At 67.3% G+C, this 12,589-nt stretch carries 14 protein-coding genes; 9 read left to right on the top strand and 5 right to left on the bottom strand.

All coding sequences use genetic code 11. The features are described 5' to 3' along the window. On the top strand, nt 1–705 hold a 705-nt coding region (locus tag ACFWF3_RS07875; RefSeq protein WP_379312953.1), incomplete at its 5' end, for a TetR/AcrR family transcriptional regulator. A gap of 4 nt (nt 706–709) precedes the next feature. Here ACFWF3_RS07875 and ACFWF3_RS07870 read toward each other — a convergent pair. Continuing rightward, the gene (locus ACFWF3_RS07870; RefSeq protein WP_379312952.1) at nt 710–2,221 is read right to left on the bottom strand and encodes an aldehyde dehydrogenase family protein; all 1,512 of its coding nucleotides are present in this window, start codon (nt 2,219–2,221) and stop codon (nt 710–712) included. 311 nt (nt 2,222–2,532) lie between these two features. On the opposite strand from ACFWF3_RS07870, the gene ACFWF3_RS07865 reads away from it, so the two are divergent. From ACFWF3_RS07865 to ACFWF3_RS07855, 3 genes are read left to right on the top strand one after another with little or no spacing between them, the layout of a single operon-like run. Next, nucleotides 2,533–3,534, top strand: coding sequence for an ATP-binding cassette domain-containing protein (locus ACFWF3_RS07865; protein WP_378993707.1), 1,002 nt, complete (start codon nt 2,533–2,535; stop codon nt 3,532–3,534). Between the two features lie 5 nt (nt 3,535–3,539). After that, nucleotides 3,540–4,343 carry an ABC transporter permease gene (locus ACFWF3_RS07860; protein ID WP_378993705.1) on the top strand — a complete coding sequence of 268 codons (804 nt, stop codon included), beginning with the start codon at nt 3,540–3,542 and terminating at the stop codon, nt 4,341–4,343. Beyond that, the gene (locus ACFWF3_RS07855; RefSeq protein ID WP_378993703.1) at nt 4,340–5,185 is read left to right on the top strand and encodes an ABC transporter permease; all 846 of its coding nucleotides are present in this window, start codon (nt 4,340–4,342) and stop codon (nt 5,183–5,185) included. The genes ACFWF3_RS07860 and ACFWF3_RS07855 overlap by 4 nt, the downstream gene beginning before the upstream one ends. Nucleotides 5,186–5,242: 57 nt before the next feature. Here ACFWF3_RS07855 and ACFWF3_RS07850 read toward each other — a convergent pair whose 3' ends face one another. The 4 genes from ACFWF3_RS07850 to ACFWF3_RS07835 all read right to left on the bottom strand — a co-directional run bounded on the left by ACFWF3_RS07850 (nt 5,243) and on the right by ACFWF3_RS07835 (nt 9,164). Continuing rightward, on the bottom strand, nt 5,243–6,427 hold the full coding sequence (locus ACFWF3_RS07850; RefSeq protein ID WP_379312951.1) for a lycopene cyclase family protein: 1,185 nt from the start codon (nt 6,425–6,427) through the stop codon (nt 5,243–5,245). 79 nt (nt 6,428–6,506) lie between these two features. Then, the gene (locus tag ACFWF3_RS07845) at nt 6,507–7,691 is read right to left on the bottom strand and encodes an ABC transporter permease (RefSeq protein WP_379312950.1); all 1,185 of its coding nucleotides are present in this window, start codon (nt 7,689–7,691) and stop codon (nt 6,507–6,509) included. 52 nt (nt 7,692–7,743) lie between these two features. After that, nucleotides 7,744–8,622 (bottom strand): ABC transporter ATP-binding protein, encoded by an 879-nt coding sequence (locus tag ACFWF3_RS07840; RefSeq protein WP_378993697.1) that lies wholly within the window; start codon nt 8,620–8,622, stop codon nt 7,744–7,746. A 65-nt stretch (nt 8,623–8,687) separates the two neighbouring features. Continuing rightward, entirely contained in the window at nt 8,688–9,164 is a 477-nt protein-coding gene (locus ACFWF3_RS07835; RefSeq protein ID WP_378993695.1) for a hotdog fold domain-containing protein, read from the bottom strand. Nucleotides 9,165–9,722: 558 nt separating this feature from the next. On the opposite strand from ACFWF3_RS07835, the gene rpsJ reads away from it, so the two are divergent. From rpsJ to rplB, 5 genes are read left to right on the top strand one after another with little or no spacing between them, the layout of a single operon-like run. After that, nucleotides 9,723–10,028, top strand: coding sequence for a 30S ribosomal protein S10 (rpsJ, locus tag ACFWF3_RS07830; RefSeq protein WP_040804197.1), 306 nt, complete (start codon nt 9,723–9,725; stop codon nt 10,026–10,028). A 14-nt stretch (nt 10,029–10,042) separates the two neighbouring features. Then, nucleotides 10,043–10,708, top strand: coding sequence for a 50S ribosomal protein L3 (rplC, locus tag ACFWF3_RS07825; protein ID WP_378915814.1), 666 nt, complete (start codon nt 10,043–10,045; stop codon nt 10,706–10,708). After that, on the top strand, nt 10,705–11,379 hold the full coding sequence (gene rplD, locus ACFWF3_RS07820) for a 50S ribosomal protein L4 (RefSeq protein WP_378993692.1): 675 nt from the start codon (nt 10,705–10,707) through the stop codon (nt 11,377–11,379). The genes rplC and rplD overlap by 4 nt, the downstream gene beginning before the upstream one ends. Continuing rightward, nucleotides 11,376–11,681, top strand: a complete 306-nt coding sequence (rplW, locus tag ACFWF3_RS07815) for a 50S ribosomal protein L23 (RefSeq protein WP_056818486.1) — start codon at nt 11,376–11,378, stop codon at nt 11,679–11,681. The genes rplD and rplW overlap by 4 nt, the downstream gene beginning before the upstream one ends. Nucleotides 11,682–11,713: 32 nt before the next feature. After that, a complete protein-coding gene (rplB, locus tag ACFWF3_RS07810; protein ID WP_056818484.1) occupies nt 11,714–12,550 on the top strand; it encodes a 50S ribosomal protein L2 in 837 nt (278 codons plus the stop codon). Nucleotides 12,551–12,589: the final 39 nt, after the last annotated feature.

The following is a 12,589-nucleotide window of genomic DNA, read 5'->3' as shown; positions in this document are numbered from 1 at the left end:
CTGGCCAGCATCGCCGCGCACCGCACCACCCTCTCGCACGGCCGCATGCTCGCGGTGCAGCGCGAGATGGCCTGGGCGATCGTGCGCGCCGAGCTGCCGCCGACCCCCGCCGCGGCCGAGCCCGACAAGCAGCCCCGTGGCCTGCCGGTCACCTCGAAACGTGAACAGCTGCTCACCGAGGCGATCCGGATCTTCGGCCGCAACGGGTATCACGAATCCGGCATCGAGGAGATCGGCGCCGCCGTCGGCATCAACGCCTCCAGCGTGTACCGCCACTTCGACAGCAAGGCCGACCTGCTCGCGGCCGCCTTTCATCGCACCGCCGACCGGCTCGCGGTCGCGATCGGCGAGGCGCTGGCCGAGAGCGAGAACCGGGCCGACGCCGCCCGCCGCATCGCCGACCAGCACGCGCGCCTCACCTTCGCGACGCCCGAGATCGCGCCCGTCTACTACGCGGAGTTCAGCAACCTCCCGCAGGCCGAACAGCACCGCCTGCGCGCCATCCAGCGGCAGAACATCCTGGAATGGGCCAACCTGCTCGACGGCGACCCGATCGAAGCCCGCTTCCGGGTGCACGCCGCGGTCGGCCAGATCATCGATGTCGGCCGGCTGTTGCGCTTCGACTCGCGCCCCGAACAGCTCGCCCGCCTCGCCGCGCTGACCGGCGCGGTGCTGCTCGGCAGCGGCTCGGCGGACGGGAACTAGCCGCTCAGCCGCGGCCGTGGCGTAAACGGAACAGGGCTTTCGCCGTCTGCAAGTGCCCTGGTCGGCGGTCGAAGGTCGACAGCCGGATCGGGGCCCGGTAGCGCCTGCGCGCGATCGACATCGTGCGGCTGTATTCGTACAGCCCGTGCTGACCGTGGCTGTGTCCCTGGCCGTATTCGCCGACACCGCCGAAGGGCAGGGCCGGGATGCCGGTGAACGCGGTCGACGAATTCACCGTCACCACACCCACTTTCAGCTGTTCGGCGATGAGCTCCGCACTGGGGATGTCGAGGGTGAAGATGGTGACGGCGATGCCGTTGCCCGCCGCGTTCACCCGGGTGACCGCATCGGCCAGGTCGGCGACCCGGTTCACCACGAGCACCGGGCCGATCCCTTCGCCGGTGATCGCGATGCTCTCCTCCGGCACCTCGGCCAGCACGATCGGCTCCACGTACGGGTCGCGGAACGAATCGAGCCCGCCGAGCACCGCGTGCCCGCCGTGGGCGAGCGCGTCACGGACCTGTCTGCGCACCACGTCGACCTGGGTGGCATTGATCATCGGCCCGTAGGAGGCGCGGTTGTCGGCACCGGGACGCAGCTTCGCCGCTCGCTCGGCCACCCTGGCCAGGAAGTCGTCGAACACCGAATCGGCGACGTAACAGCGCTGGATGCCCGAGGAGTTCTGCCCGGCATTGGCCATCGCCCCGAACACCGCCGCCTCCGCGGCCGCGTCGAGCACCGCGTCGACGTGCACGATCATGCTGCCCTTGCCGTTGTTCTCCACCACCACCGGCGTCAGCGTCTGGGCGCACAGCGCGATCACCTCGCGTCCGCGCGCTTCGGGCCCGGCGTAGGCGATCTTGTCCACCTCGGCCTTGCACAGGGCGGTAGCGGTCCGCGAATTTCCGGTAACCGCTTGCAGCACGGGCTGTTCGGGCGATACCGCGGCCCAGCTGTCGGCCAGCCAGGTGCCGACACCGGTACTGAGTTCGTGCGGATTGAACACCACCGTGTTGCCCGCGGCCATGGCATAGGCGATCGAACCCATCGGCGTGAAGACCGGGTTGTTCCACGCGCCGAGTACGCCGATCACGCCCAGCGGGAGGTAGCCGACGGAGGCGTGCTGATTGCGGGTGAACCAGCCGGTGGACAGGCGCTTTCGGCCCAGCGTGCGCTCGGCGTTGCGGGCGGCCCAGTCCAGATTCTCCACCGCCAGCATCACTTCGAGAGTGGCGTCGGCCTCCGGCTTGCCGGTCTCGCTGCGCAGCAGCTCCACCAACTCGCCTGCGTTCCTGGCGATCTCGCGACGCCAGTCGAGGAGCAGGTGCTTGCGCTCGCTGAACGCGAGTTCCCCCCACCAGTTCTGAGTGGCGCGCGCGGTGCGCACAGCACGGGTGACCTCGGCCGTGCCCTGCACGGGATACTGCGCGAGCTGTTCACCGGTGCGCGGATCGAAAGCCGTGAGCACATCGGATCGACCGGCGGGCGCGGCGGCGGTAGGAGCCGACTCGACCATGGTCACCTCCCCAAGATCGAACACGCCCGCGCGCGGGCCGGTGAGACGAGTGTTTCCCCGCTGTCAGCGTATGGGCGCGCGGCCCGGCCGACAAGGTTCGCGCACTGCCCTTGCACTGCCCAGGTGAGCAACACCACAGCGCGTCGCAGGCAGCGCCCGGCAAACCGGGCGCATCAACGCAGACCGGGCCGGGAAAACCGCCGGACCGGTAACATCGCGCCGAACGGTATGGATCACTTACCGGGAAGAATTTATTCCGCGTGCGCTCGTCTCTTCCAGGGCCGTGCGCACCGGCCGATGGTGGAGAGTTGATGCCGAGTTCGATCTCAGTGGATTCGCCCGCAGGTGGCGTCGCGTCGAGCGACAGTGAACCCGCGGTGCTGGTGTCCGACGTGCGCAAGTCGTTCGGCGATGTGCACGCTTTGCAGGGCATCAGTTTCCAGGCCGACAAGGCCAGTGTGCTGGGTATTCTCGGCCCCAACGGCGCGGGCAAGACCACGATGGTCAAGGTGCTGTCGACCCTGCTCCGTCCCGACTCCGGCACCGCCGTCGTCGCGGGGCACGACGTGCTCACCGATGCCGCGGGCGTGCGCCGCTCGATCATGATGACCGGCCAGTACGCCGCGCTCGACGAGAATCTGACCGGCCGGGAGAACCTCGAGCTGTTCGGTCGCCTGATGGGCCTGACCAAGTCGGCCGCTCGCAAGCGCGCCGAAGTGCTGCTCGAGGAATTCGACTTGGTGAGCGCGGGCAAGCGGGCCGTGCGCAACTACTCCGGCGGCATGCGCCGTCGCGTCGACATCGCCTGCGGGCTGGTGGTGCGGCCCGAGGTGGTGTTCCTCGACGAGCCGACCACCGGCCTCGACCCGCGCAGCCGCCAGGGCGTGTGGGATCTGGTGACCGCGCTCAAGAACCAGGGCATCACGGTGCTGCTGACCACGCAGTACCTCGAAGAGGCCGACGTGCTCAGCGACAACATCATCGTCATCGACAAGGGCACCGTCATCGCCGAGGGCACCGCCGACGAGCTCAAAGCCAAGACCGGCGGCAGCTTCTGCGAGATCGTGCCGCTCGACCCGAGCCGCGTCCCGCAGACCGTCAAGGCCCTCGGCGACCTGGTACCGGCCGCCGTCGCCGCCGAGACCGACGGTGCCGACAAGGTGTCCATCCCGGCCCCCGACGGCGCCGCCACCCTCGCCGAGGCACTGCGCAGGCTCGACGCCGCGGGCATCGACCTGGCCGACATCGCGCTGCGCAGGCCCTCGCTCGACGACGTGTTCCTGTCGATCACCGGCCACTCGGGCGGCCACTAGTGAGCGTGTCCACCCCCGCGGCGAACAGCTTGTTCGCCGAGCTTCCCGCTGTGCGCCCGAGCAGTTTCGCGCAGTGGCGCGCGCTGACCGGGCGCATCGTGCACACCATGGCCACCAAGGGCGAGCTGATCGTCGCGGTGCTCACTCCGCTCGTGGTGACCGTGGCCTTCTATCTGCCGTTGCGGTACGTGATGAAGGTCCAGGGCATCGATTACGCGCAGTACGTGATGCCGATCGTCGTGCTGCAGACGATGGCCATGACGATGATGTCGAACGCGCAGCTCGCGGCGTTCGAAGCGCTCACCGGGTTGAGCACTCGGCTGCAGACCATGCCGATCGGTTCGCTGGTGCCGCTGATGTCGCGCATCTGCGCGGGTCTGGTTCGGTCGGTCGTCTCCCTGATCGCGACTGTCGGGTACGGCTATGTGATCGGGTTCCGGTTCACCGGCGGCTGGTTGCAGGCGCTCGCGTTCTGCGGATTCGCACTGACCGTCGGCGTGGTGCTCACGCTCGGCGCCGACGCGCTCGGCAGCCTCACCAAGAACCCGGAGGCGCTCAGCCAGGCTCTCACGCTGCCGATTCTGATCTTCGGCATGATGTCGACCGGGTTCGTGCCCGAGGCCAGCTTCCCGTCGTGGGTGCGGCCGTTCGCGCGCAACCAGCCGATCTCGCAGTTCGCCCAGACCCTCAGCGATATGGCCGCGGGTCATCTGAGCTGGGCGGGCACGTGGGTGTCGCTGGTATGGCTCGGCGGACTGGCAGTTTTCTTCCTCCCACTGGCTGTGTGGGCGAGTGTGAGGCGATCATGACAACAATCGAGAAGACCTCGGTCGAGGAGGCCGCGGCCGACCTTCCGGTGGTGCACACCAAGCCGGAAGGTTCGGTGTCGGTGTGGTTCACCCACAGCCTGATCCAGACCAAGCGTCTGCTGATGGTGTGGTTGCGCGACCCGTCGACGACCATCCAGACCATCGCCTACCCGGCGGTGACCCTGCTGATGTTCCGGATCGTGCTCGGTGACTCGATCACCGCGGCCACCGGTGCCCCCAGCATCTACGGCCAAGCCGCGCTGCTCACCCTGGTCGCGGCCATGACCGGCGCGGTGGTGAGTGCCCTCGGGTTCAAGCGCGAGAAGGCTTCGGGGCTGCTCAGCCGGTTCTACACGATGCCGCTCAACAAGGCCTCGCTGCTGACCGGCCGACTGCTGGCCGAGATGCTGCGCATCCTGCTCACCACGCTGATCGTGCTGCTCGTCGCGGTGCCGCTCGGGTTCCTGTTCATGGAGGACCCGTTCGCCAATATCGCGCTGGTCCTGGTTCCGGTGCTGTTCGGCATCGGGTTCGCGGTGATGGTGACCGCGCTGGCCACGATCACCGAGGGCGTGATGCTGATCAGCCTCATCGGCATCCTCAACACGCTGCTGATGTTCTTCAACACCGGCTTCGTTCCCGTCTTCGCCTACCCGACCTGGTTGCAGGATGTGGTCGCCAATCAGCCGATGAGCTGTGCCATCGATGCGATGAAGGGCCTGTCCTACGGTGGGCCGGTCGCTGAACCGCTGCTGAAGACCGTCGCCTGGACGGTCGGCATGGTCGCGGTCTTCGCCTACCCGGCGATCGTCGGCTACAAGAAGGCCGCCGAGTCGTCCTGAGCCCGGACCGCCTCGCTCCTGATCGCCGCCGCGAACGTCGTGGCGGCGATCAGTGCGTTATCGGCTGGGGTAGTCCGCGCCGGCGGGAGCGAAGGGGTAGTCGAGCCAGCGGTCGCGGTTGGTCCAGCCGACGAGGTCGTAGCGCCAGCGGAACGGCCAGGTGTGGGCCACGGTGTTGAACAGCACGGCGCCGAGGGCGGTGTAGTCGTCGTGGGCCGAGAGCAGGGCCCGCTGACCTCGTTCGGATTCGGTGAAGAAGGCGTCGAACATGGCGATCGACTGATCGGTGGTGAGCCGGCCGAGACCCCACAGACCACGCATGCGCATCCAGTAGACGGCCCTGGCCTGCCACGGCCAGAGGGCTCCGATCGGGTCCTCACCTCGCTGCACCGCGGCGACGGCGGTGTCGGCCAGCGCCAGGGAGTCGGCCACGCTGTAGCCGGTGCACGGGTGCATCATCCCGCCGCGCGAGCCGAACGGCACCGCGATCGCCGTGCCCTTCTTCGGGGGCCGCTGATCCAGGGGATAGTGGGCGGCTTCGTGCGGTTCGTCGCCGGTGAGCTGGATACCGTGTGCCGCGAGTCTGTTCAGCGTGCGCTTGCGTAACTCGTGCTGCGGCATCCCGCCACGTAGCCCGAGGCTCGTCTCCTCGAAGATCACCGTCCCGTCCCCGAGCGGTACCGCGTAGAGGAACGACGGCGGCTCGTCCGGGCCCGCCCCGTTCTCCGGCCGCCAGTCCAGCAGCAGCCCTTCACCTTCGGCGACCATCGGTGCCGCGGTCTGCGCGTCCACGAAGATCCCGTGCGCCGAGGCGGCCCTGCGCCGGCCCAACGTCGGCAGCCCCCGCGTATCGAACACCGCCCCCGCCGAGATCACCGTGCCGTCCGCGAGTTCCACCTCGTGCGCGTCCACCCGCCGCGCCCGATCCGCGAAGACGGTCGCGTCGTCCAGGGCCAACGCGGCGTGCAGCCCAGCCTTGGAGAGCACGCAATACGGCCGCTCGATCCGATGCTTGCCTGTGGTCCACACTGTCGGCGCCGCGATGCGCTGCGCGATCGCACTCGCGGGCAGCCACTGCGGCAGTTCGTCGATCCAGCAGGAGAACGTCGGCGGAAACAGCCGCTCCGGCCGCGGATCCACCGCGGCCACCCGCAACCCGGCCACCGCGGCCCGATGCGCCAGCCCCCGCCCGGCCGGCCCCAGCCCGACCACACAGATATCGAATTCCCGCACAACACTCACGTCCGCATTCAATCGGCCCCACCCATCGCCACGCAAGCATCAGTGACCCGGTCGTCACACCGCCTCGACGCCGCGATTCCTAGTCCTCCAAGGCCAGGGCCTGGCGCATGGTCAGGCGAGCTTGGGTCTGCATCAGCGAGCGGCGGTAGATCTTCTCGGCGATGACGACGATTCCGTAGGTGGCGATCGCCATCAGGGCGAGGGCGATGAAGGGTTCCCACCAGGCGGCGGTGCCGTCGGCCAGGCGGGCGGGCATGGCGACGATGGACATGATCGGGACATAGGAGCCGATGACACGGGCGGTGCCGGTGAGGAAGATGCCCGCGAACAGCACGATCATGATGAGCAACCCGAGCGGAGTCGAGGTGGACTGGAGGTCTTCGCTGCGAGTGGCGAGCGCGCCCGCGACAGCCCACAGGCTCGCCAAGGCGAGGAAGCCGACGAGGAAGAAGACGATGAACCAGCCCGCGGCCCCGGCGATCTGGCCCAGCTGAGCACCCTTGCCGGTGACGGCCAACCCGATCAGCCCGGCACCGACGAACACGGCCAACTGCGCGAAGGCCAGCGCCGCGTTGCCCACGACCTTGCCGATCAGCAACTGCCGCAACGGAATCGCACTCGCCAGGATCTCCACGATCCGGTTCTGCTTCTCCTCGACCACGCTCTGCGCGATGGACATGCCGAACAACACCGACGCCATGTAGAAGAGGAACGCGAAGACGAACGAGATGCTCTTGGCGAGCCCGGGGTCGATCGCGCCCTGCTCGAGCAAGCCGTAGGTCACGGTGGCACCGCGCCCCAATTCGTCGAGCGAAACGCCCGCGGCGGCGGCATTGCGCTGCAACGCGAGCTGCTGGGCGGCGGCGGTGATGTAGGTGGTCGCGGCGTCGTCCTCGGCGGTCTTGCCGATCAGCTGCCACCCGCTGGGTTCGGCGGGGACCAGGCCTACGTCGACCGCGTCCTCGCGCACCAGCTGCTCGACCGAGGCCCGGTCGGCGACGGGTCGCGCGGTGAAGCTGGTGTCGGTACCCGCGCCGGAGGCCAGGGTGTTCGCCGTTTCGAGTACGACAGAGGTGTCCGAACCGGCGATCGCCACATCGATCTTGTCGGGTCTGCTGCTGAGGAACCCGGTGAGAATCAGCGACGCGATGATCACCACGAGCGTCACCACCGTGGAGATGACGAAGTTGCGGTCACGCAGTTTCACCGCGATCTCCCGCGCGGCGACGATCCGCCACACGCCGTTCACGCGTCTGCTCGGCATGATCGGGCGCCCTCCATGGCCACCTGAGCTACCGCCGCCAGGCGCTGAACTCTCATGCCGTCACCTCCCGGTAGATCTCGGCGACCGTCGGCCGCACCTCGGCGAACTCGCGCACCGAACCCCGCGACAGCGCCTCCTTCAGCACCCCGTCGGTGCCGCCGCCGTCGACCTCGAACAACACGCCCCGCCCGGTACTCTCGACCACCCGAACCCCCGGATACCCCCGCAACCACCCCGCATCGTCTTCGAGCACCAGCCGATACCGCGAGCCACCGGTGGACCGCAGCTCCTCGACCGAGCCCTGCCCGACCACCCGGCCCGCGGCGAGCACGACCAGCTGATCGCACAGCCGCTCCACCAGATCCAGCTGATGCGAGGAGAACAGCACCGGCACGCCCTGATCGGCGTACTCGCGCAGCAACTCCACCATCGAATCCACGGCCATGGGGTCGAGCCCGGAGAACGGTTCGTCCAGGATCAGCGCCGACGGCTGCGCGATCACCGCCGCCGCGATCTGGACGCGCTGCTGATTGCCCAGCGACAACGATTCGAGCTTGTCCTTGCCGCGCGTGCCCAGATCGAACCGCTCCAGCAGGCTTTCGGTACGCGCCTTGGCCTTGTCGGCGGGCAGTCCACGCAGGCGCGCCAGGTACACGAGCTGGTCGAGCACCGGCTGCTTGGGATAGAGCCCCCGCTCCTCGGGCATATAGCCGAACGAGCGCCGGTCCAGCTCGGTCACCGGCCGTCCGTCCCACCGCATCTCGCCGGACTGAACGGCCAAGACGCCCATGATCATTCGCATGGTGGTGGTCTTGCCCGCCCCGTTACCCCCGACGAACCCGGTCAGCGCACCGGGCAGGACGGCGAACGACACGTCGTCGACCGCCACGTTCTCCCCGAACCGCCGCGTCACATGGGCGACTTCCAACATCGAACTCCCCGTCCTTTGTTGCCTGGCCCACAACCGTACCGGTGCCGCGGTTCACGTGGCCGCGATCAGCGCGGCGACACCCAGGTGGTGATGTCGGCGTGCACGACCTCGATGCCGTCCTTGTCGTAGATCGAGACGGGGACCGTCAGTTCCTGGCCCTTGGTGATCGCGGCGAAGTCGGGGATCTCGTCGAGCTTCGCCACGGCGCGCAGTCCGGATTCCGCCTTGGCCAGGTACTGGACGTTCATCGACTTGGGGATCCAGCGGTGGGTGGTGGGGACGGTGGCCTCGCTGAGCATGCCCATCGCCACCTCGGCGAGATTGCAGGCCGCGATCGCGTGGAAGGTGCCGAGGTGGTTGTGGATGCCGAACCACTTCGGGGAGGTCACCTCGCAGACGCCGGGCTCGAGGCGGATCACCTGGGGGAGCACGGTGCCGAAGTAGGGGACCCGGGCGACCATGCCGAGCGAGAACAGCGCGTGCCCGATGCGATTGTCGGGCAGCTTCTTCCAGCCGCGGTAGGTCGCGGTTTCCTGTGTCATGAGCACTATCTTACTCAAAAGTAAGTTCTGTGGTAACCCTCCGGTGGTCAGGCGGGGCGACAAGCCAGCTACCATTCATCGGTACAGCCCAGCCGGCGGTGCGGTCGAGGTGGAAGCCCCCTGTGGGCGTGATCGATACCTCATGACCCCCGATTTGAAGGACGTCGTCGGCATGGTGCATACTGTTCGGGTTGCCTTGCGCAGGATCGACCGACTCCTCGGAGCGGATGGTCCGGGCAGGGGGAGCAGTAGTTTGTATCTCGCCGGTTCACCGGTGTGGATACGTTCGGTACCACGCACTTCCGACCGATGGTGAGCAGATGACCGGGGTCGGAGAATAAGTGTTAGGGCGACACGCCCGACCGCGTGGGCCGGAGAACCATGACAGATGAACAGCGGCGAGGACTAGGTAGTGCCTTTTGGTGCGCCCTGGTTGCGGGTCTTTCAGTGGGAAACCACGCTGAGGCGTCTTTCTTGTGTTCGGGCTGTGCAAATTGAGGGTGGTGCGGGAGTCAGCTCCTGTGACCACGAAGGAAAGCGGAGAAAAGGACACTTAGCGTGGCGGGACAAAAGATCCGCATCAGGCTCAAGGCCTATGACCACGAGGCGATCGACGCGTCAGCGCGCAAGATCGTGGAAACGGTGACCCGCACCGGCGCCCGTGTGGTCGGGCCTGTGCCGTTGCCGACCGAGAAGAACATCTACTGCGTCATCCGTTCGCCGCACAAGTACAAGGACTCGCGCGAACACTTCGAGATGCGCACGCACAAACGCCTCATCGACATCCTCGACCCGACGCCGAAGACGGTTGACGCGCTCATGCGCATCGACCTCCCGGCCAGCGTCGACGTCAACATTCAGTGACGGGGACTCGAGACATGACTGACAACAAGAACCGGCCCGCAGCCGGCATCCTGGGCACCAAGCTCGGCATGACCCAGGTCTTCGACGAGAAGAACCGCGTCGTCCCGGTCACCGTCATCAAGGCGGGCCCGAACGTGGTCACCCAGATTCGTACCGTGGAGCGCGACGGCTATTCGGCCGTGCAGATCGCTTTCGGCGCCATCGACCCGCGCAAGGTGAACAAGCCGACTTCCGGCCAGTTCGCCAAGGCCGGTGTCACCCCGCGCCGCCACGTCACCGAGATCCGCGTCGCGGATGCCTCCACCTTCGAGATCGGCCAGGAACTCTCGGCTGATGTCTTCGAAGAGGGCACCTACGTCGACGTGACCGGAATCAGCAAGGGCAAGGGCTTCGCCGGCACCATGAAGCGTCACGGCTTCAAGGGCCAGGGCGCCTCGCACGGTGCGCAGGCTGTGCACCGTCGCCCGGGTTCCATCGGTGGCTGTGCCACTCCCGGCCGCGTGTTCAAGGGCATGCGCATGTCGGGTCGTATGGGTAACGACCGCGTCACCACGCAGAACCTCTCGGTTCACAAGGTCGATGCCGAGAACGGTTTGCTCCTGGTCAAGGGTGCTATCCCCGGCCGTAAGGGCAACATCGTGATCGTCAAGAGCGCCGTGAAGGGTGGTGCGCACGCATGACCAGCCTCGACAAGAAGGCCAACCTGACGCTGACCGTTAAGGCCGCAGGCGGCAAGACCGAAGGCACCGTCGAACTCCCCTCGGAGATCTTCGACGTGACCGCCAACGTCGCGCTGATGCACCAGGTCGTCATCGCTCAGCTGGCCGCCGCTCGCCAGGGCACCCACTCCACGAAGACTCGTGGCGAGGTCTCCGGTGGTGGCAAGAAGCCGTACCGCCAGAAGGGCACCGGCCGCGCCCGTCAGGGCTCGACCCGTGCGCCGCAGTTCGCCGGCGGTGGCACCGTCCACGGCCCGCAGCCGCGTGACTACAGCCAGCGGACCCCCAAGAAGATGAAGGCCGCCGCCCTGCGCGGTGCCCTCTCCGACCGGGCCCGCAACGAGCGCATCCACGTGATCACCGAACTGGTCGCGGGTCAGAACCCGTCGACCAAGACCGCCAAGGACTTCCTGGCCGAGCTCTCGGGCCGCAAGAAGTTCCTGGTCGTCGTCGGCCGCGAGGACGTCGCCGCGTGGAAGAGCGTGGCGAACCTGCAGAACGTGCTGCCGATCGCCCCGGATCAGCTCAACACCTACGACGTGCTCAACAGCGACGACGTGGTGTTCAGCGTCGAGGCCCTGAACGCTTTCGTTCACGGTCCCGCCGAGGCGGCCCAGGAGGAGAGCAAGTGAGCACCATCGCCGACCCCCGCGACATCCTGCTCGCACCGGTCATCTCGGAGAAGTCCTACGGGCTGATCGAGGAAGGCACCTACACCTTCCTGGTGCACCCGGACTCGAACAAGACGCAGATCAAGATCGCCGTCGAGAAGGTTTTCGGCGTCACGGTCACCAGCGTCAATACCGCCAACCGTCAGGGCAAGCGCAAGCGGACCAAATTCGGTTACGGAAAGCGCAAGGACACCAAGCGCGCACTCGTGACCCTCTCGGCCGATAGCAAGCCCATCGAGATCTTCGGAGGACCGGTCGCGTAAGCGCCTGGGACTCCAGAAAGCGAGAAGAACTCATGGCAATCCGTAAATACAAGCCGACAACGCCGGGCCGTCGTGGCTCCAGCGTCTCGGACTTCGCCGAGATCACCCGGTCGACGCCGGAGAAGTCGCTGCTGCGCCCGCTCACCAAGTCCGGTGGTCGTAACGCGCACGGTCGCATCACCACGCGTCACCGCGGTGGCGGTCACAAGCGTGCCTACCGTCTGATCGACTTCCGTCGACTGGACAAGGACGGCATCCCGGCCAAGGTCGCTCACATCGAGTACGACCCCAACCGCACCGCCAACATCGCACTGCTGCACTTTGCCGACGGCGAGAAGCGCTACATCATCGCGCCGAAGGGCATCAAGCAGGGCAGCCCGATCGAGTCCGGCCCCACGGCCGACATCAAGCCGGGTAACAACCTGCCGCTGCGCAACATCCCGACCGGTACCACGATTCACAACGTGGAGCTGCGTCCGGGCGGCGGCGCCAAGATGGCTCGTTCCGCTGGAATGAGCATTCAGCTGCTGGGCAAGGAAGGGCCGTACGCGACCCTTCGTATGCCTTCGGGTGAAATCCGCCGTGTCGACGTGCGCTGCCGCGCCACCGTCGGCGAGGTCGGCAACGCCGAGCAGTCGAACATCAACTGGGGCAAGGCCGGCCGTATGCGCTGGAAGGGCCGTCGTCCTACCGTCCGTGGTGTCGTGATGAACCCGGTCGACCACCCGCACGGTGGTGGTGAGGGTAAGACCTCCGGTGGTCGCCACCCGGTCTCCCCGTGGGGTCAGCCTGAGGGCCGCACCCGCAAGCCCAACCGCCCGAGCGACAAGCTCATCGTTCGCCGTCGTAAGACCGGCAAGAAGCGCTAAGGAGGAGGTAAGAAATGCCACGCAGCCTCAAGAAGGGCC

The organism is Nocardia sp. NPDC060220 (genome assembly GCF_042727815.1).
In the GTDB taxonomy this organism is placed as follows: domain Bacteria; phylum Actinomycetota; class Actinomycetes; order Mycobacteriales; family Mycobacteriaceae; genus Nocardia.
Note: the sequence above shows the minus strand (reverse complement) of the source record. Positions and strands in the feature narration are given on the sequence as shown.